Origin of the sequence: Leuconostoc kimchii IMSNU 11154 (genome assembly GCF_000092505.1) — a bacterium.
Classification (GTDB): Bacteria; Bacillota; Bacilli; order Lactobacillales; family Lactobacillaceae; genus Leuconostoc; species Leuconostoc kimchii.
In genome coordinates this window covers 399,468-422,444 of record NC_014136.1, presented here as the reverse complement: position 1 = coordinate 422,444, position 22,977 = coordinate 399,468, and the positions used below count along the sequence as shown (strand labels likewise).

Here is a 22,977-nt window from a genome sequence, read left to right as displayed (position 1 = left end):
GGTTGAAAATGATAACTGATTTAAAAATATATTACTTACATAGTGATAAGATTACAACAAATGTATTCTTGAAAGGTTGTGGGGCCGTGGATGATATTATGTTCTAATAGATGATTTGAAAACAATAACTATTAAGGACGAGAAAATGACTAAAATATCTGAAATTTATCATACCAAATCATCACCAGTGTTATCATTTGAAATTTTCCCACCGAAGAAGGAAAGTGGGATTACTTCACTTTATCAAACGCTAGATGAGGTCAACCCACAAAAAATGGGTGTCGATTATATCAGTGTGACATATGGTGCAGGTGGTTCTGGTGATAATACTATGACACGAGATTTGGCGCAATACATCCAAACACATTTTGGTGTTACGGCACTTCATCACTTAACTGGTGTGAATCAAACACCAGAAAGTTTACGTGACAATCTGGCAAAAATTAAACAAGCAGGTATCGAAAACATTCTTGCTTTACGAGGTGATTTACCAGACAGCGACTATGTGAATGCTGATTACCCATATGCTAAAGATTTAATTTGTGACATTAAACAAGCTAGTACGTTTAATATTGGGGCAGCGATTTATCCAGAGGGACATGTTGATAACCCAATTACCGGTATTAGTGTGGCTGGGATTAAAGAAAAAATTGCGAGTGGCACTGATTTTTTGATTTCTCAATTTTTCTTTGAAAACGACGTTTATTATCATATGCAAGAAGCTTTGAAGAATAATTATATTAAAGTACCTGTCTCTGCCGGTGTGATGCCCATCATCAGTAAGGCACAAGTTGAACGTATGACATATATGATTGGCTCATCATTGCCAGCAAGATTGGTCAAAATGATTCATAAATATGAAAACAATTCAGATGATTTGAAAAAAGCAGGTATAGAATATGCGCTTGAACAAATTCAAGATTTATTGGATCATGGCGTGGATGGTATACATTTGTACGCGATGAATCGACCGAATGTATTGAAAAGCATGTTACCAATCATTAATCAAGAAATAGAGTCTAAGCATTTCTAATTTTTATAATTTTATTGACAAAAAGATTAGTTTTTGGTATTATTATTGTAACGTTGAAGAGATAAGTATTGTTTTAACACACAAAGAGAATTTACGTTTGGTGAGAGTAAATTGTGATTAAATTAAGAAAATGGTCTTGGAGTTGTTGTATGGTGAGTATCCGTCAACAGTGTTTACTGAATAGGACGGACATAAATCATACCCGGGAGAGCCCGTTATAGCGACATTGGTTCCTTAAAGGCATGTGTAGATGATACAGATGTTGGTAGCGACTAATTAAGAGGTGTGTTTTTAATAGAAAGTTTGTTGAGCACATAAACACCGGGTGGTAACACGATATTTCGTCCCGCAGATTAATTTTTTAATCTGCGGGATTTTTGTTTGTCGCTTTTTTAAAAAGAAGGGGAGTTGGTGATTTGAGTAATAATAGTTTGCTGCGTAATTGGAGTAGTGTCATGTTGATTGGTATTGTCTTAGTAGTGCACAATGTCTTACCAAATAGTGTGACTAATTTTGAGAAACCACAACCGTATTTTAATATTCTATTGATTGTCGGGTTTCTTTTGTGCCTGTTATTAGCAGGCGTTAACACAGTAATTACTAAAAAAATAACATTATTTCAATACAATTCGCCGAGAATTGGCGTTGTGTTCACTCTAGTTGGTATATATGATTTAGCAACGGCCAAATTTGGCTGGATCAACACACTTTTTTTTCCAAATCCTGATAAAATTTTTGGGGCGTTAGTTAATAATTCGACGTTATTGCTTAAATGTTTAGGATACTCTGTTTGGTTGCTTGTTATCGGCTGGGTTATTGGGGGTATTTTAGGTGTTGTAACTGGTGTTCTTATTGGATGGAGCACAAATTGGCATTATTGGTTAGATCCATTTGTTAAATTTTTAGGGCCGATTCCACCGACTGTGTTGATTCCGATTGCGTTATCTGCTTTTCCAACAAGTTTTGCAGCGAGTGCATTTTTATTGGCACTATCAATGTGGTTTCCGGTTACCATATTAACTAATTCAGGTATTGCAAGTGTCCGCGTTGACTATTTGGAAGTCGCTGACACAATGGGGGCAACAACGCTCCAAAAAATATTTAAAGTTGCGCTACCCGCATCATTACCTAGTATTTTTGTTGGATTATTTAATGGTATCTGTGCATCTTTTATTACATTGATGGTAGCAGAGATGTTAGGAGTGAAGTACGGTTTAGGATGGTACATTAACTGGCAACGAGAAATTATGGGATATGCTAATGTTTATGCAGGATTAATCGTATTGGCCATTGCATTTTCGTTGATCATTACGATTTTATTTAAAATACGTGACCACTTCTTAAAGTGGCAAGAGGGCTTAATTAAATGGTAGCAAGGACAGAAGAGATTAGAGTAGAGCGTTTAAGAAAAGTTTTTCCAAGTCATGATTATAATAAACCAGCTGTGGTTGCACTAGATCGTGTTGATGCCACAATTAAACCGGGTGAATTTGTTAGTTTGATTGGGCCATCTGGTTGTGGAAAAACAACCTGGTTACGATTAATTGCTGGTCTTGAGATACCAACAGAAGGTGCAATTTATGTTGGTGATAGAAAAATAACATCGCCTGGTCGAGAACGTGGTTTGGTTTTCCAAGACCCAAACTTGTTTCCGTGGCTGACAGTACAAGAAAATATCGCATTTGGCTTAAAAATTAAAGGTAAATTAACGTCTGAAGATCAAGAAAATATTGCTAGTTTAATTACATTGGTTGGATTAACAGGTTTTGAAAAATCTTATCCTTATCAACTTTCTGGAGGTATGGCGCATCGTGCAGCAATTGCACGCGCATTAGTAAATAACCCTGAAGTACTATTGTTTGATGAACCATTTGGTGCACTTGATGCGTTTACGCGTATGAAATTACAAAATGATGTGTTACGAATATGGCGTGAAAGAAAAACGACAATGATTCTGGTGACACATGATGTGGAAGAGGCCATATTTTTAGGGCAACGTGTTTTTGCAATGACGCCACGGCCAGCCCGTGTTAAAAAAATCATCGATATTAATTTAGATTACCCAAGAAAAAGGGACGATCAGACATTTATTGCGCTGAAAGAAGAAGTATTGGGTGTGTTAGATTTTCATAATATTTGAGGAATGAAAAATGAAGAGAAAATATATTTATTCGGGAATTGTGGTAGTAGTGCTAGTATTGTCAACTGTTGTATTGTTTTTGACAACAGGTCAACGTAAAACAGTAGCTAATGAGAGCTCTGATAAAAATTTTGTTTTAAAAATAGCAGAAAACAATGATTTATGTGGTGCGCCACAGCAGCTTGCCATTGCTAAGGGGTATTTCAAAGCAGAAGGATTAAAAATTAAAGTTGTTAAACTAGGATCAGATACAACTAATTTTGAGGGTGTGAATTCAGGCAAAATAGATGCTTCCAATTCTATGATGGGTAGTTTAGTGCAGCCTTTAGCAAACGGTGCAAAAATTAAAATCACCACTGGCTTGCACACTGGTTGTTTGCAGATCTTAGTAAAAAAAGGAAGTAATATTAAATCTGCTAAGGATCTTATTGGCAAAAAAGTTGGTGTAGGAGATATTGCAGGTTCAGCTGCTACTTATGTAAGACGTTACTTAGGCCATTATGGCGTAGATGTGTCAGCGCAACATTCACAAGTGCAACTGGCTGCTTATTCGGCTTCTGAGTTACCTATTGTTTTACAAAAAGGACAAGTTGATGCGATTGCTTTAGGTGATCCTGATACGGAAATTGATAAGGCAAAATATAATTTGGTAACGTTAAGTGCTTCCGCAACAGATCCAGCATTTAAAGATGAATATTGCTGTGTTGCCTATGTTTCAGATGATATTGCTAAAAATCATCCCGCAGTGGCAGCTAAATATACTTTAGCCTTACAAAAAGGTGCGAAGTGGGCAGAAGAACATCCGGAAGAGACTGTTGCTATTCAGACTAGCCAACATTACATTGATGGTGATAAAAAATTAAATATTAAAATGTTGAAATCTTATCAATTTAAGCCTTCTTATTCAGGTGCAAAAAAAGCTTTCACTCAAGTTGGTGGTGACTTGCAAAAATTGAAGGTTGTTGATAAAAACGTTGACTTAAAAGCACTACAACAAGCATCATTCTTCAAAACAACTGCTTCAAACTAACGACACTAGGTGACAATGTCACCGTACATAAAAAATTGAAGGGAGTTCATTATGCAGATCACTCACAAAACGGTTTACTATTTGCATTGTAACAAAATTTTAACCGTTGTATTCTTAAATGGCAGTGGCGCCATGAATACGGTGTAGGAAATAAGTGTATGATAGGTTAATTATTTAAAAATAAGTTGATTGAATAGGAGAAACACATGAGTATAGTAAAATCATCGAATCTTGGCTACCCACGTTTGGGTGAGCAACGAGAATGGAAAAAATTGTTAGAATCTTTTTGGAAAGAAGAGATTGATATTTCGACTTTTGAAAAAACAGCGAAAATTTTACGTTTGAACAATTTAAAAAAGCAAATTGATGCAGGTATTGATATTGTTCCTGTTGCTGATAATTCAAACTACGATCATGTGCTGGACACGACGACAGCATTTAACTTAATTCCAACGCGATTTGGAAATTATGATAGACCACTGACATTGAATGAATATTATGATATTGCACGTGGAAATAAAGATAATGTTGCAGCTGATATGACTAAATGGTTTAATATTAACTATCATTATACAGTGCCTGAATTTGATCAAACGACACCCAGATTATTAGAAAATCGATGGTTAAAGTATTGGCAAGAAGCACACGATGAATTAGGAATTAATGGGAAACCAGTCATTGTGGGACCAGTGACGTTGATTAAATTAGGTAAATTAAATGGTGATTATGTCTCAAATGAGACGGATATTAACGTGTTGTTGGATGCGATTTTGCCATTATACCAACAAGTGTTCAAAGAATTACAACAGGCGGGTGTTAATTGGGTTCAACTTGATGAACCAACCTTGGTAAAAGTTGAAGATGAGACGGACGTGGTACCATATCGTCGCGCGATTGAGGCATTGAAAGAAGCGGCTCCGACATTAAATATTGAATTGCAAACATACTTTGATTCAATTGACCCGTATCAAGCAGTTACGGAGTTACCTGTCCAAGCAATTGGTCTTGATTTTGTCCATGGACATGGTGAAAACTTAGCTCATATTCGTGAATTTGGTTTCCCAAAAGATAAAATTTTGGCAGCCGGTGTGATAGATGGGCATAATGTGTGGACAGCCGATTTATCAAAGAAATTGGCATTGGTTCGTGAATTAAAAAATGTGGTATCAGAATTATGGCTTCAACCTTCTAATACATTATTGCATGTACCGATTACAACCAAATATGAGACGGCAGCTGGTTCAGAGTTACTAGGCGGTTTAGCTTTTGCTGATGAAAAATTACAAGAAATTGTTACCCTAACACAAACGTTAAATGGGCAAGATACACATGTGATTCTAGCTAAGAATGAGACAGCATTAAAAGCATTGAATGAATCAAAAGCACGTAATAATACATCAGTACAAACAGCAATTAAACATCTAAATGATACAATATTTGAACGTCAAAGTAAGTATGCTGATCGTGCGGTTGCACAACAAAATCGATTACAATTACCTAAGTTACCAACAACGACAATTGGTTCATTTCCACAATCTTCTGAAGTGCGTTCAAAACGTGCAGCTTGGCGTAAAGGACGTTTATCAGATGAAGCGTATCAAACGTTCATTGAGTCTGAAACAAAACGTTGGTTGAAAATACAAGAAGACATTGGTTTGGATGTACTCGTCCACGGTGAATTTGAACGAACAGATATGGTAGAATATTTTGGACAAAAATTAGACGGCTTTTATGCAACTCAAAATGGTTGGGTTCAATCATATGGTTCAAGAGGGGTTCGACCACCAGTTATTTTCGGGGATGTTGACTACACCGAACCAATTACTGTCGCAGCCTCGCAATTTGCACAGTCACAAACTAAAAAAATTGTTAAAGGGATGTTGACAGCACCGTTAACAATTATTAACTGGTCATTTGTGCGTGACGATATTGATCGTGCCGATGTTCAAAATCAAATTGCTTTGGCTTTGCGTCAAGAAGTATTGAATTTGGAACGTGCGGGTATTAAAATTATTCAAGTTGATGAACCGGCTTTAAGAGAAGGATTACCACTTAAGGAACGTCACTGGCAAAATTACTTAGATGAAGCAGTGTACTCATTTAAAATAACAACATCTGGCGTTGGTGATGAGACGCAAATTCATACGCATATGTGCTATTCTGACTTTGAAGATATTATTGATACCATTTCAGCATTAGATGCCGATGTTATTTCAATCGAAACATCACGTTCTCATGGTGAAATCATATCAGCATTTGAAGATGCTGATTATGACAAGCAAATTGGGTTAGGGGTTTATGACATTCATTCGCCACGGATACCAACAGTTAATGAAATTGCTGATAATATTCGACGTGGCTTGAAGGTCATTGATGAGAAGCAGTTTTGGGTTAACCCTGATTGCGGTTTGAAAACACGTACAGAAGATCAAACTAAGACAGCTTTGACGAACTTGGAAAAAGCACGCAATATTGTACTCGAAGAATTAACGGCTGAGGCTTAAAAAGTAATCAATGTAACAATGATTTGAAGCATTATTAGTAGTAATACCATCTTGTTCTTAAAATAAGTTTTTTATTTTAAGAACCGTACATAAATTCTAAAACGAGGTAGATTATGACGACATTAAATAATGGATCACACCCTATTGATTATGCGGTTACAGGGGGGAATTTTGGAACGGCTGATATGCGTGATATTTGGTCAGAAAAAAACCGGTTAAAGCAACAATTTGTCATTGAACAGGCTTTGGCAAAAGTTGAAGGTGAGGCAAACGTCATTCCGCAACTTGCTGCTGAAACAATTGATAAAATCAAATTTGAAGATATTGATTTTGATAATGTGATTACTGTGAGCCATGCAAAGCAGCATTCATTATTAGGTTTAATTCAAGAACTGCAACGGTTGGCTGGTCATAATGGGGAGTATATTCATTATGGCGCAACGACGCAAGATATTGTCGACACGGGTTTAGTTTTACAAATTCGATCGTCTATTGAGCTAATTACGTTGCGATTACAAAAAATCATTGCAACATTAACGCAATTAACCAAGAAGTACGCTCAAACACCGTATATGGCGCATACACATGGTGTACAAGCGGTGCCTATTACTTTAGGGTTTAAATTTGCTCGTTATGTCGATGAATTTAAACGCCATTTGCAAAGGCTAGAACAGTCTAAAAGTGATGTCTTGACGGGTAACTTTGCTGGTGCAGTGGGTTCGCATTCGGCTTTAGGCGAGCAAGGACTTGTGATAGAACGTCGTTTATTGGACGAACTACAACTTAATACGCCTGAAGTAGCGTGGCATACAGCGCCAGATAGAATTGTTAATTACACAAGCATTTTGACATTAATCGGTGCAACAGCTGGAAAATTAGGTAAAGAATTATTTCATGCGGCTGGCAATGAAATTAATGAAATCACGGAACCGTTTGTTGGTCAGGTTGGTTCATCAACCATGCCTCACAAACGAAACCCTGAAAATTTTGAAGGTGTATGGGCACTTGTTGAACCGATATTTCAATCACAAAACTTGTTGCAACATAGTTTATTGAGTTTAGGCGAACGGGATGCTAGTAGCTGGAAAATGTTATGGTTGGCGCTACCAGAGATTCATAATTATTTGGATGTACAGTTAAGCACATTAGTTCATATTTTACCAAATATTGAAATTCACACTAAAAAAATTGCTGAAAATGCAGCCATATTAGGACCATTGGTTTATGCTGAAAAACTGATGATTGATTTGGGAAAAACAATTGGTAAACAAACGGCACATGAAGTGATTTACGAAGCGGCTATGGCAACGTTGTCGCAACCGGAAAACTTTTTACAGCGTGTTGCCGATAATTCATTGGTTACCTTTTCCGAAGCAGAATTAGAAGCGATTGTAGCACAACAAGATGTCACGGTTGCTATCCCAACAATTATTCAAAACATTTTAGGAGAAAAAGTATGAGTAAACAAAGTCAGTTTATTATTGGTGGTATTATAGCAGTTGTCGTCGTAGGTGGTGGATTTTTGATTGTTAAGAACAACGCATCATATGAAAAGAAAACAACGACCACTAATAAAGCAACTCAGACCATTACGTTGGGATCAACGGGTGCTTCATTTCCATCATCATATAAATCGGGGGATAAATTAGTTGGTTTTGATGTTGAAGTTGCTCAAAAAGCTGCTAAATTAGCAGGTTATCGTGTAAAATGGGTGAATGCCGATTTTGATGGTTTATGGGGACAGCTAGATACTAATCGTGTTCAAGGTATTGCTAATGCTGTCTCGTTTACACCAGAACGTCAAGCCAAGTATCAATTTACTGACGCTTATTATAATGATGAAGCTAAGGTAGCCGTTCCAACAAGCAGCAAGGCTAAAAAACTTTCTGATTTAGATAACCAAAAAGTTGCTGGTGTCGCTGGTTCCAATAACATCACAGCATTACAGTCAGTTAATAAATCAATTGTGGTCGCACCGTTTGAAAACCGTGACAGCGCAACACAGGCTGTGCTGTCTGAAAAAGTGGCAGGCGTTGTGAATTCTGGTCCAATTTTATCAGCAACAATCAAAAAGAATCATTTGAAGTTGCGATTATTACCTGACACAATTCAGAAGACAAAAGTAGGAATTGTTTTTAAAAAGGATGATGCGGGTAAAAAGTACGCCAAGTCATTTAACAAAGCGTTTGTAGAATTAGCTAAGCAAGGTGAGATTGAAAAGTTATCAAAGCAGTATTTTGGCTACGATGTTTCTAACCATGACTTAGAAAAGTAAGGTGAACTATGACATTTGATTGGCATTATTTCTTTCACGTATTTCCACTATTAATTAAGGCACTACCGTTGACTTTGTATTTAGCGGTCGGCATTGTGATTGTGTCACTAATTGTTGGCGGTGTTATAAGTTATTTAGGATTACAATCTTTCAAACCGTTGCGATGGTTTGCTAGCGTTTATGTTTCTGGTTTTCGTGCTGTACCGGCCGTTGTTCAAATATTTTTGGCTTATTATGGGTTACCAGAATTGATTCCTGCATTGAAAACGGTATCACCACAGACAATCATTATCTTTGCTCTGGGATTTAAATATGCTGCCTATATGGCAGAAACCTTTCGTTCAGCCATTCATTCAGTTGATTATGGTCAACAAGAAGCAGCTAAAGCATTACATATTAAGCAATCGCAATATGTACTACGTGTGTTGTGGCCTCAGGCTGCTGTGAATGCGTTACCGACGGTAGGAAACTATATTATTGGTATTTTAAAAGAGACCTCTTTGGTCTTTGTTATAGGTGTTTCTGAAATGTTTGGTGAAGGGAAACTTTTGGCTGGTGCTAGTTTTAAGTATCTAGAGGTTTATGTGGCAGTTGGATTAATCTATTGGGCATTAGTTGTTGCCTATAGTAGTCTGCAACGTGCTGTTGAATGGCGTTTTAAGAGATTTGAGGTGTAATATGACAAAAACAATAATTGAAGTGAATGATTTAAGTGTCAATATTAACGGTAAAGCGATTTTAAAAGACATTCAATTTAAAGCGGAAAAAGGTCAAGTACTCACACTTCTTGGACCATCAGGGGCAGGTAAATCGACCCTTATTCGAACGCTGAATGGGTTACAAAACTTGTCTTCTGGTGAAATATTATTTTATGATGACATTAAGAAAGGTGATTTGGCTCAGCATAGTGGTATGGTTTTTCAACATTTTAACCTGTTCAAGAATTTGACGGCCATTGAAAATGTGGCTAGCCCTGCATGGTTATCTGGTGAATTAACTAAAAAAGAAGCGTTAACTAAGGCACACGTGTTGTTGAAACAATTAAATGTTGATCAACAAGCGCAACAATACCCAGCGTCCCTCTCTGGTGGGCAAAAGCAGCGCGTAGGTATTGCACGCGCCTTGATGACCAATGCGCCTATTTTATTATTGGACGAACCAACCTCAGCGTTAGATCCAGAAAGTATTCAGGAAGTATTGTTAGCGATTGCTGATATCATTAAAGCAACTGATAAAACTGTTATTTTGGTTACCCATGAGCTACGTTTTGCAAAACAAATTTCAGATAAAATTATTTTTATGTATGATGGTCAAATTATCGCAAATGAACCAACCCATGAGTTCTTTAGCACACAATCAAATCAGCATATACAAAACTTTTTGCAATCAGAAAACACAGAAAATATACATTATGCTTAAAACAACTGACATTGCTGCATGGGCGTTATCACAGAAACCAACAGTCAATAAAAATATTTATAAATTAGCAAAAATGGCCCTGTTAGATTATATTGCAGTTGTCTCCCTTGGTCAAAAAGAAGCTGCGTATCACTCACTCAAACAAACCTTTACATCTTCTGACGACGGAACAAAGGCATTAAAGTTAGGTTTTGCGGCACATTTGTTAGATTTGGATGACATGCAGGATGATTTGAGAGGACATCCTGGTGCTGTTATTTTTTCGAGTATTTTTGCCTTAAACGATTCAGTGACTATTGATGAGGTTTTAGATGCCTATGTCATTGGTTTAGAAATTGCAGCACGCCTTGGTGATCTCGTTAATCCAAATTTGTACGAAACGGGACATCATGCCAGTTCACATTTAGGTCAGATTGGTGCGGCTGTTGCTTTGAGTTATCTGCGACACGATAATGAAGTCATGATGGCAAAAGTCATTGGCCTAGCTATTACAGAGGCACAAGGTTCATTATTTCAATTTGGATCGGATGTTAAATCCTTTCATATTGGATTGTCTGCTAGAGCTGCAATTGATGCAATTAAATTTACACAAACCGATCTTACCGGTCAATTGAATGGTTTGTTTGTCGAAAAAAGTATCATTGATCAATATCATGCGTTGGATACCATAGCATTAGATCAGTGGTTTCAAGCGTTCGGCAGACCGTGGAAAATTGAAAAACTATGGTTTAAGCAGTATCCTTTCTGCTCGGCGGCTTATCGCGCTGTTGATGCGTTGCTAATAATTAAGAAAAATCATCATGCCACACGTGAGAATGTGACAGCTTTGACAGTATCTTTTGGTATTGGTCGGGATGCTGCATTACGCTATAAACAGCCTAAAACAGGCATAGAAGGTCGTTTTTCAATAGAATATATCTTGTGGCAGGTTTTAGGCGATATTAGTCCACTGAGTAGAAATCCTTACCAAGTAGAGTTATTATCTCAGTCACCGAGCAATTTGATTACCCGCGTTTATGAAACCCAAGAAGCGGCAAATTTGTCAAGTGAGGTGTCGTTAACTTTGACAAATGGACAACAATTATCAGCACGTATTTTTGACCCTGTTGGATCACCTAAAAATCCATTGGCACTGACACAAATTTTAGAAAAAATAGCGCTTAGCTTTTCTAAAACGCAAGTGCAACAGATGATAGAAGCTATAGAGCAAAATAATTGGCACGCGATTAAACAATTTGTTGTCATATAAGACATATAAGAAAGGCTCCAAAAATTCATCATTTTTTGGAACCTTTTTAGGTAAAAATAATTGTTATTATGAAGTTAATTCATATTGATTACCTTGTCCGGGTAACCATTTTAATTTTATTAAGGGGTTTGATTTTGTGCCCCATATGTCAAGTAATGCAGCGATTGCAATGTGAACCGGGGTCTGCGTATCAAAAGTGATTGTTAATTTATTATAAATACCATCGGGTCGCACATCGGGCTTGACACTGAGTAGTTTTTTGGTATTATGGGTAATGAAATATCGACCAGCAATAAAATTCCCAGAAATTAACCAGTTTAGATGGCGAACGTACACGATATCACCAAGGTGTCCAAAAGTAAGACTAATTGAGCCAACAACGTGCCCACGGTATTTTAATATAAATCTTGGCAGCATACCAAATGAGGTTTGTTGAATACGCACAAGGACAGCACCAGACATGTCTTGTACGTGGATTTCATCGTTCTTTTTACCACTGCGGCCTGAAACCAAATAGCTAGCTTGAAAGTTTTCATCAAATACAATGTTGACACCATCGTCGACGCTATGTCGTTGTCTTAAGTAATATTTTGTCATAGCCAATCCTCTTTACAACAATTCTAACACGAAAGCAGACTAAATATGCCATTATCACATACATCATGGGCACCAAATGTTAAGAAAAAATTAACATCTGATCAGATAGAGAATATTAGCGCATTTCTGGCGCGCGTTTATCAAAATGCGGTCGTTTTTCCGCCAAAAGATAAAGTGTTTGCAGCACTTGTAGCTACGACACTTCAAAATACTAAAGTTGTTATCATGGGACAGGATCCCTACCATGAGTTGGGACAAGCACAAGGACTAAGTTTTTCGGTGCCTGATGTTGTACCAGCGCCACCTTCATTGCGCAATATATTAACTGAATTGACCGATGATGTTGGTACACGATCTTCGCATGATTTGACATCTTGGACAACGCAGGGTGTTTTGTTGTTGAATGCGGTTTTGACTGTACCAGAGGGTCGTGCTAATGCTCATGCTAAAGGTGTGTGGGAACCATTAACTGACGCTATTATTCAAATTGCTTCTGAAGATGACCAACCAAAGGTGTTTATTTTGTGGGGGAAGTATGCACAATCAAAGCGTCAATTGATTGATGAAACAAGACATCTTGTGATTGCCTCAGCGCACCCAAGCCCTTTGTCTGCTTATCGTGGCTTTTTTGGTAGTCGGCCATTTTCAAAAGCTAATGCGTTTTTAATTAAAAATAGTCGAGAGCCGATAAAGTGGTTGGAGTGAGTGATTTTTTTCACAAATATGTTGAAAATCAAGGACAATCATTACTGCTTCTGTTACAATAAAGTTGTAAAGTAAAAGTGTTATGCACTAGAAAAGTTGAGGAATGATAATGGTTGAATTATTTGAACAATTAAAACATAAAATTAATGGTAAAAACAAGCGAATTGTGTTTCCAGAAGGAACAGATAAACGTATTCAAGGTGCAGCCATTCGTTTAGCTAATGAAAAGCTTGTGACGCCCATTTTATTAGGGGATGAAAAAGCCATTGCTCAGACTGCTGCAGCGCAACAATTTGATTTATCAGGAGTAGAGATCATTGACCCTAAACGTTATGGCGCAGAGGCGTTAGCAGAATTAAATGCAGCTTTAGTTGAACGCCGTAAAGGTAAGACAGATGCAGAGACTGCCAGTAAATGGTTACAAGATGTCAACTATTTTGGTACGATGCTAGTTTATGTTGGCAAAGCTGATGGTATGGTTTCGGGTGCTACTCACCCAACGGGGGATACTGTCAGGCCGGCACTACAACTCATTAAAACAGCACCAGGCTCATCACGTATTTCAGGTGCCTTTATTATGCAGAAGGGTGATGAACGCTATGTTTTTTCAGACGCTGCAATTAACATCGATATTGATGCTGAAACAATGGCTGAAATCGCTGTGCAATCAGCTCAAACTGCGAAAGTATTTGACATTGAACCGAAAGTTGCTATGCTGTCCTTTTCGACGAAGGGTTCGGCTAAGTCACCATTAGTTGATAAAGTTGTTGAAGCGACAAAGTTGGCAAAAAAAATGGCACCCGAATTAGCGCATCAAATTGATGGTGAATTACAGTTTGATGCTGCTTTTGTTGACGCGGTTGCTGCAGCCAAAGCACCTGATTCTGAGGTTGCTGGTCATGCAAACACGTTTATTTTTCCTAGTCTTGAATCAGGTAACATTGGTTACAAGATAGCACAACGGTTGGGCGGTTATGAAGCTATTGGACCTATTTTGCAGGGATTGGCTAAACCAGTGTCTGATTTATCACGTGGGGCCAATGAAGAAGATGTTTATAAGGTAGCTATTATTACTGCAGCACAAGCTTTAGTGCGCTAAATTATTATTTATAATAGAGAGATGGGCACACCAGTTATGGTGTGCCCATCTTTTTATGTCACATTAAGTTGTTATGACGATAGTATTTGTGTTAATTTAACAGCAGGGTGCCCATTCTTACTAGTAATTACTGCAAATTTTTCTGATTTTAATTGTGTAATTAAGTCTTCAGCAACAGATTGATTGAGATTTAAATGCCAATCATTGATAGTTAAGATATAACGATCTGCCATATCATAAAATTGCAATGTTGCAGTATGTGAATGATGTGTTGCCATCAGATTAAATAGTTCTTTAATTGTCATAGTATTATTCGAATTGTGCGTCATACAGACGTTTATAAATGCCTGCTTTTCTAAGCAGTATGTCGTGTGCGCCAACCTCAGAGACCAAGCCATTATTCATCACGATGATTTGATCAGCTTTATGTATTGTACTCAATCGATGAGCAATAACAATCGCCGTTTTGGCCACCATGAGATTGTCTAATGCACGTTGGATAGCTTTTTCGGATTCATTATCTAGTGCTGCGGTTGCTTCGTCTAAAATAACAATTGGTGCATCTTTAAGCAATGCACGAGCAATTGATAGGCGCTGCTTTTGACCACCCGATAATTTGACGCCACGTTCGCCAACTGCGGTGTTGAGTTTATCAGGCAACTGACGAATAAACTCAGCAATATCAGCCCGCTCAGCGGCCTGCCAAAGGTCAGTTGTCGTAACATTTTCTGATCCGTAGCTGATATTATCAGCTATCGTACCATCAACAATGGTCACATCCTGACTAACTACTGATATATTGTGACGCAGGTCAGTCAACCTAAAGGATTGTACATCTTGATTATCGAAGGTAATTAAGCCACTCGTGCGATCATACATTCGTGTCAAAAGCTTGATAATAGTTGATTTACCGGATCCAGAACGGCCAACCAGTGCTGTTGTTTTACCAGCTGGGATAGTCAATGAAACACCCTTAAGAGCGATATTGGTGCCTGTATCATAATCAAAAACAACATCTTCAAAATTAATATTTTTTTGTAAAGGATTTGGAAATTCAAGGGGGTGAGCTACCTCAAGAATTGTCGGTTGATAGCTTAAAATATTTTTAATTCGATCGTAGGATACTTGCGCAGTTTGGAAAACATTCATCAACATTGAAAAAGATCGAATGGGATCTTGTAACATGGCAACATAAGCTAAGTAGGCGACCAAGTCACCCACACTCATTTTGCCATTCATGACAAATAAAGAACCTAGTAGCAAGACAATGGCGGTACCAATTGTGTTAATAAACGTGACAAGCGGTTGAAAAATCGCTTGCCACTTTGTTGCAGATAGTGAGTAATCGTTTGATTCATTAGCGAGAGTTTCAAATTTTTGCGTCTCACTCTGTTCTGTTGTGTATGATTTAATGAGCTCAATTTCTGTTAAAGTTGATTGTAATTGATTATTAATTTTACTTTGGGCATAGCGCACGTTTGAAAAAGACTCACGAATGTGCCCACGAAAGAAACGGATAGTTATAAATAAAATTGGAAAAGTTAAAGACACTAATAAGGCTAGTAACCAATTTTGATAAAATAGAAAACCAAGAACACTGATAAAGGTGAAAATATTGCCTATGATGCCAAAAGTGTTTGCGCTAATTAACATTTGCAAGTTGCTAATATCACTGGTTAAACGAACCATCAGATCACCAGTTTTGGTGTCTTGAAAAAAGGCGAAATCTTGTTTTAATATGAAATTATAGGTGTCAATACGTAGATCTGTAATTGCACGCTGTGAGAGCATTTGCATCATATAAGTGGAAGCAAAGCTGACGATTCCTAGAATGATTGTTGTGCTAATGAGCCAAACAATATTTTGATAAAGAATGGTCTTATTTGAAGTCATTAGGGCGTGATCAATAACATTTTTGGTGAATTGTGGCACCATGAAATTTAGAATGGCCATGAGAGTTAATAGTGCAACATTTAAAATAACGAGCCCACGGCGCTTTAAAACAGATCCAAAAACAAATTGGATCATCTCTAAGATTGTTGTATCAGACTGTGCCAATTGTGTCTTAATTTCTGAGGGAGACAGACGTTTATTTGCATTATTCATAATGCTTTATTATACGCCAAATAGGTTATTTTTGGTAAGTATCACCACATTAGCGTGGTAAGCTTATTAAAATAATATAAATGCCATAAACGAGTAACCCGATAAGATACGCCCACACAATGATACGCCACCATTTCATATGAAATTGTCGATAAAATCGCTGCATATGGTTTTCCTATTTATTATTTGATTTTAATATAACGTGATTGTATGACGAATATGTAACAATCAATCTTTGTTTAGATAAAAATATATTTTTTAATAAATTCTTACAAAAAAACGTATTGATTTTGATAGTCAATACGTTTCTATGGCATGTTTATACGATGTTTATTATGTATAAAATATATTGTAATTGTTATTATAATTCGTTTCCAACCTTTAGCAAAGGATATTTAATTTTCAATTGACTAAGTATATAAATTATGGATGGCCGAACGATGAAGAAAAACACAGGTACAGCGACAAAAAATGTTTTGAACCAATTAGCAAAGTAGCTCGGCAAGAAACTAGGATATAGTTGACGGTGCATTTCAGTAAACAAGACCATCATTATCGAAACATTAAATGCAATGACAAGTAATGTGACAGAGATATGTTTAGGTACGCGTTGTGTGACTATACTTGGAAAATGTTGATGGAGCATAAGTGCAATTGGTAGTGTGACATATGTTCGTAGGTAGTAAATGAAAGTTACAATAATTGGATAAACAATGATAATGCGCAAGAACATTTTTTCAGATAAGCCATAGCGAATGATGATATTGTAACTTGCCATAATAGCGACCATCGTACTGATTATCACCCAAGGCAACGTGTTGGGATGGTGTAGTAATTTGTGAAAAAAAGTTTTCAATCGTGTCATATAGTTATATTTTCCTTATCTATTTTGCAACACGGGTTAGTCGTGTATTGATTAATATAACCCTATTCTTGACGTAAATCAATTATTAGCAATTTTTTCAAACAAAAAACCATTTTATCGGAAAATACGATAAAACAGCTAAAATGCCGTTGACAGGAATCGAACCTGCACGAGATTACTCTCATATCGACCTGAACGATACGCGTCTGCCAGTTCCGCCACAGCGGCATTACATACTATATTGTACTAAACTTTTTATTGAAATAAAAGATTGACTTTCGACATCAGTATAGTAAGATATAAAATAATAGACATAATTTGGCTCAATGTTAAGAAATATACTGGTTGATGAGGTGTTCGCTATAAAAATTGTTTGATATAACGAACTTTAATTATTAATTACAGACGTGGGTTCGTCAAACAAGATATTTTGTCTATAAAAATATCAGATTATATATATTGGAGGATGTGCATTAGCACAAGAACGCGATGAAAACGTACAATTTTTCTGCTGGACCAGGCGTCATGCCAGAAGAAGTCATAACAACAATCAAACAAGAATTTGAAAATAACGAACGATCACATATGAGTATTGTTGAAATATCCCATCGTTCCAAAAAATTCCAAAATATAATCATAAGTGCTGAACAAAAATTGCGCCAGTTGATGCAAATTCCTGATGATTATGCTGTTGTATTCTTACAGGGTGGCGGGTCAATGCAGTTTGAAATGATGCCTCTAAACTTTGCTACGCAACATCAAAACATTGCAGTCCTTGATTCCGGTAATTTTTCTAAAAAAGCTGAGGAAGCAGCCCGACAAATTGGTAAAAATACGACCATATTGGCTAGCACAAAAGATCAACATTATCAAAAATTACCGACTTTACCATCAAACTTTGATGCAAGTGCGTTTGATTATCTACATATTGTTACAAATAGTACGATTGAGGGAGCTGCCTTTCATCAAGCTAATTTGCCACAAACATCGGGTAGGCTTATTGCGGATATGAGCTCGAATATATTGGCAGAACCTTATAACGTCTCAGATTTCGATGCCATATTTGCTGGCGGTCAAAAGAATCTTGGACCTGCTGGTGTTACGGTAGCAATCATTAAAAAATCTTGGTTGGCTGAACAAGATTTAACAGGTGTTGGGCCAATGATGCGTTATCAAAATCATATCGATAAACAGTCAATGTATAATACATCACCAGTATTTTCAGTTTATGCGCTAGATTTGGTATTGTCATGGGTTATTGAACAAGGTGGTGTGGCTGAGATGCATCGGCAAAATTTGGAAAAATCAGGAAAACTATATGCTTATCTTGATCAGTCAGATTTTTATACAGCACCTGTTGAAAAGACGGCGCGTTCCTTAACAAATATTGTGTTTACAACTGGTAATCTTGAGCGTGACAAAGCCATTGCGCAACAGGCTGAAGCAGCTGGATTATTTAATCTTGCAGGTCACAGATCAGTTGGTGGATTTAGAGCTTCACTTTATAACGCGCAACCTGCTGCTGCAGTGGACGCGTTAATTGCATTCTTACAGAAAGTAGAACAGAACGCATGACAACAATTAAAACATATAATGCTATTAGTGCAACGGGATTGAATTATTTAAAGCAACATCATTATGATATTAACACAGGCGAGTCACCTAAAGGCATATTAGTGCGATCTCAAAATTTGCATCACGAGCGTATTCCTGAAAGCGTTCGTGCTATTGTGCGTGCTGGTGCAGGGTTTAATAATATTCCAATTGATGACTTATCAAAAAGAGGGGTTGTTGTTTTCAATACACCGGGAGGCAATGCTAACGCGGTGAAAGAATTAACAATTGCGTCGTTAATTCTAGCTGCTCGTCCGGTTATCGGTGCAATTGGTTTTGCCAATGAGACACGTGGGGGCGATGTGTCATTGCGTACTGAGGTGAATAAAGGTGGTTACAGGGGAACGGAGCTTGCTGGAAAGACACTGGGTGTTATTGGTCTGGGAAATGTTGGTTCAAAGGTAGCTAACACAGCATTGGCCTTAGATATGGATGTTATTGGGTATGATCCGGGACTGAATGCTAATACGGCATGGCGCATTGATCGACATATTGTACATGCAAAAAATGTCGCAGAAGTGTTGCGTCAAGCTGATTATATCACTGTCCATATCCCATTAACTGAAGACAATAAGTTTTTCATTGATGCTGAAAGTATTGCGCTTATGAAACCGAATGCTGCGTTACTGAATTTGTCACGTGGGGGCATCGTTGATGATTTGGCGGCTAAAGAGGCATTAGATAACGACAATTTACGGGTGTACATTACGGATTTTGCTGATGAAGCGTTATTTGATCACCCAAAAGTGATTATTACACCACATATTGGTGGTTCAACAATTGAAGCTGAAGATACCAGTGCATTAATGGCAGCTCGGGAATTAGATACTTACTTAACAACTGGCAATATTATTAATTCAGTTAACTATCCAGACATTGATGAACCGTTTACGACAAAATACCGAATTGGTATTATTCATGAAAACGTACCAAACATGATCAGCCAAATTTCTAAATTTTTTGGTGACAATAACATTAATATTGAACAATTAAGCAATCGAGCAGTAGGTGCGTATGCATACACGTTGGTAGCCATTAATGAATTTAATGAAGTGCAACAAGCATACGTTAAAACAGCACTAGATGAGATACCCCATGTGATCTTGACTCGTCGTTATGTTAATGTGAATATTTGAAAGGCGCGGAATAATGAAAGATTTACAAGAAGCAGCAATTGCTAAATTATCCGAACGTGGTGTGCATCGAGCTGACATTGCCGAAGGCACACGAACGTTTCTGATTGAAAAATATAAAGATACCATCGATGATTCAGTACTAATACAGGCTATTACCCGTGTTTTACATAAAGACGAGGTGGCTGACATTATTTTAACGGCACTATATTTAGATGAACAGGCTGAAAATATGCCTGATAGTCAACCACTTAAAGCACGCTTACAACGTGATGCCAATGGTCATAATGTCGATGAAATTCTAGCAATCGCCTTGACACAACAGTTTTCAGCTGCGGCAACTGTCCACTATGGTCTACTGGATGATTTAAAGCCGGGGTTGATTGGTGTCATTAATGACAAGACTGACAGTATTAATGTTTACTTGGATGATATATTAGCAGCATTAATAGCCAGCTCAGCAATGCTTTACTTAGAGCTAAAAGGTGGCAATACCTACTAGACCATAGACATATCGAAGGTAACTTTTACTTTAAAACTGGTAAGCGTTATCTTTTTTTGTTAAAATGGCTAGTACAGTAATAATTTCAAGGAGATGTTGGCATGTCAGGACATAGTAAGTGGCATAACATCCAAGGCCGTAAAAACGCCCAAGATGCTAAGCGTGGTAAAATTTTTCAAAAGTTGGCGCATGATTTATATGTTGCAGCAAAAGCAGGTGGTGCTGAACCAGATTTAAATGCTTCTTTGCGTTTGGTCATTGAAAAGGCAAAATCTGCTAATATGCCAAAAGACAACATTCAACGTGCGTTGGATAAAGCTTCGGGCGCTGGTGGTAAAAAGTTTGAAGAGGTGACATACGAAGGATATGGCACTGCGGGTGTTGCGATTCTAGTAGAAACCTCAACGGATAATATTAATCGAACGGTATCAAGTATTCGTAATTCTTTTAAACATTTTGGTGGTGCTTTGGGAACTTCGGGTTCCGTGGCTTTTCAGTTTGATCGTAAAGGTTATTTAGCGATTGATAGAGAGGCATTTCCTGACTTAGATGAGGACACAATTTTGGAGGCTGCATTAGAAGCCGGTGCTGATGATGTACAAACACAAGATGACGTTTTTGAGATATTTACGCAACCGAGTGATTTTCAGCAAGTTGAAGGTGCGCTAACTGAGGCAGGTTACGCGTTTGCCGATTCTGAGGTGACGATGATTTCTCAAAATCCGATGACTATTTCAGATGATGATCGTGAAAAACTAGACAAATTAGTTGATGAATTAGAAGAGAATGAAGACGTTTTGGCTGTCTATACAACAGCTGACTAAACACTTCAACATAAAAAGAACCATGATGCCTAGCATCATGGTTCTTTTGTTAATTAGTTTGAGCTGATTGAATCAAGTTTGTTACGAATTCAGTTAGTCTAACCGTGTCTTGTTCATCTGGTCGTAAGTTGATTTTGACACCGTCTGCACCTTTAATCGCATTTGTTTTAGCAAATTGCGCTTCAAATTTTGGCACAGCGAGGCAAAAATCTGACATATAATAAGTATCTCCCGATCCGGCAACACCATATATAACGTTAGTTAAATCAGCATCAGCTAAGTCCTCAAAAAAGTCTAATCCTTCATCTGGCAGAGAACCATTATCATAAGTATAAGGGACAACAATTGCAATATCAGTATTTTCAAACTCATCAACTTCAGTTTGAGAAATTTCTGTTTTTTTGACATTAACGCCTGCATCATTTAAAGCCTTGATAATAACATCGGCCACATCTTCATTATTGCCAGTAATTGTAGCGTATACGACGTGTGCATTCATAAGTAAGTCATAGTCATGTGCGAACAGCACACGATCTCCTTTTGGTTTAATTGTTATAATTATAAATCATTTTTAAACAAAAGCCTAATTCAGGTTTACTTCGTGAACGATTACACGAAATATGACGGTTTGTTGACAAAACGCGTCATGGGCTTTACAGCGCCTGTGACAGGCCTTATTATTAATGAATAGTATAATAATAAAATACCGCGACTTCTTGACAGATTTGCGACCACTTAGGAGATTACAAATGATACATCAGTTGTTTGCTGAATTTATGGGGACTGCCCTCATGATTATTTTTGGTGTTGGCGTGCATGCCGATGAAGTATTGAACCGGACAAAGTTTCATGGTTCTGGACACATTTTTTCTATTACAACATGGGGATTTGGTATTTCAATTGTATTGTTTGTTTTTGGGGATGTTTACATTAATCCCGCGATGGCTTTAGCACAATTGGTATTAGGGAATATTAGCGTGCCTTATTTTTTAATTGTTAGTTTGGTCGAAGTTCTTGGTGGGGTAATGGGGTCCCTTATCGTGTATACGATGTATGCCGACCAGTTTAAACTATCTGAAAAAGATATTGATCCCGTTATTGTGCGTAATATTTTTTCAACTGCACCAGCGATTCGTAACTTACCGCGTAATTTTTTCGTTGAAGCTTTTGCGACCTTTATTTTTTTGACAAGCATTATGGCTATTTCAGCACGTTCTGAAGGTGTGCCAGGTATGATGCCATTGGCGGTTGGCTTTTTAGTTTGGGCTGTTGGTATGGGTATGGGCGGTACAACAGGATTTGCTATGAATTTGGCGCGAGACATGGGACCAAGAATTGCGTATGCAATATTGCCTTGGAAAAATAGAGCAAATGCTGATTTTAAATACGGCATTTTGGTTCCAGGCATTGCGCCGTTTGTGGGGGCCATACTTGCAGCGTTATTTTCAAAATATTATTTAGGTATTTAAATTTTATATGCTGATTTGCTATGCGACTTGTAATTGATGCACGCATGGCTATAATAAAAGTATTCAGTTTGAAGGAGAAAAATGATGACACTAACAAAACAACAATATAACGCTTTAAAAATGGCGTTTGATAATGGCATTTTAGATCATGATGATACTGCAAAAGAGGCACTTGAGATATTACTTGCTGAGCAATTATCAAAGTAAAACTTGCACAAACGTTGAAATAGTGATAACATTATTCTCAATAACGTTGATAAGGACAACTTGATTGTAATGAATCTGAAGAGAACCCATATTTGGTGGAAATGGGTGGTTTGTGAATGAGAGACTACCTTTGAGTGATGTCTAGTAATTTTTTGAAAAACATTCGGGTGACACCGTTAGCTGTCATTTAAGTAGCACGTTTATCG

General features: G+C 37.4%; 23 protein-coding genes, 1 tRNA gene and 2 other annotated features (1 of these 26 cut by a window edge). Of the genes, 18 read left to right on the top strand and 6 right to left on the bottom strand.

Annotated features, from left to right (window positions below; genetic code table 11):
- The first annotated feature begins 145 nt into the window (after positions 1–145).
- The 10 genes from LKI_RS02580 (at position 146) to LKI_RS02535 (ending at position 11,650) form a co-directional block, all read left to right on the top strand.
- A complete protein-coding gene (locus tag LKI_RS02580; protein ID WP_013102589.1) occupies positions 146–1,033 on the top strand; it encodes a methylenetetrahydrofolate reductase in 888 nt (295 codons plus the stop codon).
- A 44-nt stretch (positions 1,034–1,077) separates the two neighbouring features.
- Positions 1,078–1,385, top strand: a binding site (T-box leader).
- Between the two features lie 103 nt (positions 1,386–1,488).
- On the top strand, positions 1,489–2,406 hold the full coding sequence (locus LKI_RS02575; RefSeq protein WP_013102588.1) for an ABC transporter permease: 918 nt from the start codon (positions 1,489–1,491) through the stop codon (positions 2,404–2,406).
- A complete protein-coding gene (locus tag LKI_RS02570; RefSeq protein WP_013102587.1) occupies positions 2,400–3,173 on the top strand; it encodes an ABC transporter ATP-binding protein in 774 nt (257 codons plus the stop codon). Before LKI_RS02575 ends, LKI_RS02570 begins: the two co-directional genes overlap by 7 nt.
- A 10-nt stretch (positions 3,174–3,183) precedes the next feature.
- The gene (locus LKI_RS02565; RefSeq protein WP_013102586.1) at positions 3,184–4,203 is read left to right on the top strand and encodes an ABC transporter substrate-binding protein; all 1,020 of its coding nucleotides are present in this window, start codon (positions 3,184–3,186) and stop codon (positions 4,201–4,203) included.
- Positions 4,204–4,409: 206 nt separating this feature from the next.
- Complete coding sequence (metE, locus tag LKI_RS02560; RefSeq protein ID WP_013102585.1) at positions 4,410–6,707, top strand: 5-methyltetrahydropteroyltriglutamate--homocysteine S-methyltransferase; 2,298 nt, start codon at positions 4,410–4,412, stop codon at positions 6,705–6,707.
- A gap of 113 nt (positions 6,708–6,820) precedes the next feature.
- A complete protein-coding gene (locus LKI_RS02555) occupies positions 6,821–8,167 on the top strand; it encodes a class-II fumarase/aspartase family protein (RefSeq protein ID WP_013102584.1) in 1,347 nt (448 codons plus the stop codon).
- Positions 8,164–8,982 carry a transporter substrate-binding domain-containing protein gene (locus tag LKI_RS02550; protein WP_013102583.1) on the top strand — a complete coding sequence of 273 codons (819 nt, stop codon included), beginning with the start codon at positions 8,164–8,166 and terminating at the stop codon, positions 8,980–8,982. The genes LKI_RS02555 and LKI_RS02550 overlap by 4 nt, the downstream gene beginning before the upstream one ends.
- Positions 8,983–8,990: 8 nt before the next feature.
- Positions 8,991–9,659: an amino acid ABC transporter permease gene (locus tag LKI_RS02545; protein ID WP_013102582.1), complete on the top strand. Its 669-nt coding sequence runs from the start codon at positions 8,991–8,993 to the stop codon at positions 9,657–9,659.
- A gap of 1 nt (position 9,660) precedes the next feature.
- On the top strand, positions 9,661–10,401 hold the full coding sequence (locus tag LKI_RS02540; RefSeq protein ID WP_013102581.1) for an amino acid ABC transporter ATP-binding protein: 741 nt from the start codon (positions 9,661–9,663) through the stop codon (positions 10,399–10,401).
- On the top strand, positions 10,394–11,650 hold the full coding sequence (locus LKI_RS02535) for an MmgE/PrpD family protein (protein ID WP_013102580.1): 1,257 nt from the start codon (positions 10,394–10,396) through the stop codon (positions 11,648–11,650). Before LKI_RS02540 ends, LKI_RS02535 begins: the two co-directional genes overlap by 8 nt.
- A 66-nt stretch (positions 11,651–11,716) precedes the next feature.
- Here the strand turns inward: LKI_RS02535 and LKI_RS02530 are convergent, their stop codons facing one another.
- Positions 11,717–12,247: an LURP-one-related/scramblase family protein gene (locus LKI_RS02530; protein ID WP_013102579.1), complete on the bottom strand. Its 531-nt coding sequence runs from the start codon at positions 12,245–12,247 to the stop codon at positions 11,717–11,719.
- 45 nt (positions 12,248–12,292) lie between these two features.
- On the opposite strand from LKI_RS02530, the gene LKI_RS02525 reads away from it, so the two are divergent.
- Complete coding sequence (locus LKI_RS02525) at positions 12,293–12,952, top strand: uracil-DNA glycosylase (protein ID WP_013102578.1); 660 nt, start codon at positions 12,293–12,295, stop codon at positions 12,950–12,952.
- A 109-nt stretch (positions 12,953–13,061) separates the two neighbouring features.
- Positions 13,062–14,051, top strand: coding sequence for a phosphate acetyltransferase (gene pta, locus LKI_RS02520; RefSeq protein ID WP_013102577.1), 990 nt, complete (start codon positions 13,062–13,064; stop codon positions 14,049–14,051).
- A gap of 71 nt (positions 14,052–14,122) precedes the next feature.
- On the opposite strand, the gene LKI_RS02515 is transcribed toward pta, so the two are convergent.
- The 4 genes from LKI_RS02515 to LKI_RS02500 all read right to left on the bottom strand — a co-directional run bounded on the left by LKI_RS02515 (position 14,123) and on the right by LKI_RS02500 (position 17,250).
- On the bottom strand, positions 14,123–14,356 hold the full coding sequence (locus LKI_RS02515; RefSeq protein WP_242651983.1) for a phosphate acetyltransferase: 234 nt from the start codon (positions 14,354–14,356) through the stop codon (positions 14,123–14,125).
- A gap of 4 nt (positions 14,357–14,360) precedes the next feature.
- On the bottom strand, positions 14,361–16,157 hold the full coding sequence (locus tag LKI_RS02510; protein WP_013102575.1) for an ABC transporter ATP-binding protein: 1,797 nt from the start codon (positions 16,155–16,157) through the stop codon (positions 14,361–14,363).
- Between the two features lie 361 nt (positions 16,158–16,518).
- A complete protein-coding gene (locus LKI_RS02505) occupies positions 16,519–17,022 on the bottom strand; it encodes a hypothetical protein (protein ID WP_013102574.1) in 504 nt (167 codons plus the stop codon).
- A gap of 144 nt (positions 17,023–17,166) precedes the next feature.
- Positions 17,167–17,250 (bottom strand) — tRNA-Leu (locus LKI_RS02500).
- 261 nt (positions 17,251–17,511) lie between these two features.
- On the opposite strand from LKI_RS02500, the gene serC reads away from it, so the two are divergent.
- From serC to LKI_RS02480, 4 genes are all read left to right on the top strand, one after another.
- The gene (gene serC, locus LKI_RS02495) at positions 17,512–18,597 is read left to right on the top strand and encodes a 3-phosphoserine/phosphohydroxythreonine transaminase (protein WP_013102573.1); all 1,086 of its coding nucleotides are present in this window, start codon (positions 17,512–17,514) and stop codon (positions 18,595–18,597) included.
- On the top strand, positions 18,594–19,772 hold the full coding sequence (locus LKI_RS02490) for a 3-phosphoglycerate dehydrogenase family protein (protein WP_013102572.1): 1,179 nt from the start codon (positions 18,594–18,596) through the stop codon (positions 19,770–19,772). The genes serC and LKI_RS02490 overlap by 4 nt, the downstream gene beginning before the upstream one ends.
- 13 nt (positions 19,773–19,785) lie before the next feature.
- Complete coding sequence (locus LKI_RS02485) at positions 19,786–20,271, top strand: phosphatidylglycerophosphatase A family protein (protein WP_013102571.1); 486 nt, start codon at positions 19,786–19,788, stop codon at positions 20,269–20,271.
- A gap of 101 nt (positions 20,272–20,372) precedes the next feature.
- Positions 20,373–21,095, top strand: a complete 723-nt coding sequence (locus LKI_RS02480; protein ID WP_013102570.1) for a YebC/PmpR family DNA-binding transcriptional regulator — start codon at positions 20,373–20,375, stop codon at positions 21,093–21,095.
- 49 nt (positions 21,096–21,144) lie between these two features.
- On the opposite strand, the gene LKI_RS02475 is transcribed toward LKI_RS02480, so the two are convergent.
- Complete coding sequence (locus LKI_RS02475; RefSeq protein WP_013102569.1) at positions 21,145–21,594, bottom strand: flavodoxin; 450 nt, start codon at positions 21,592–21,594, stop codon at positions 21,145–21,147.
- Between the two features lie 250 nt (positions 21,595–21,844).
- On the opposite strand from LKI_RS02475, the gene larD reads away from it, so the two are divergent.
- A complete protein-coding gene (gene larD / locus LKI_RS02470) occupies positions 21,845–22,564 on the top strand; it encodes a D/L-lactic acid transporter LarD (protein WP_013102568.1) in 720 nt (239 codons plus the stop codon).
- Positions 22,565–22,645: 81 nt separating this feature from the next.
- Positions 22,646–22,771: a hypothetical protein gene (locus LKI_RS11175; RefSeq protein ID WP_278183709.1), complete on the top strand. Its 126-nt coding sequence runs from the start codon at positions 22,646–22,648 to the stop codon at positions 22,769–22,771.
- Between the two features lie 37 nt (positions 22,772–22,808).
- Positions 22,809–22,977, top strand: a binding site (T-box leader); it runs 39 nt beyond the window's last position.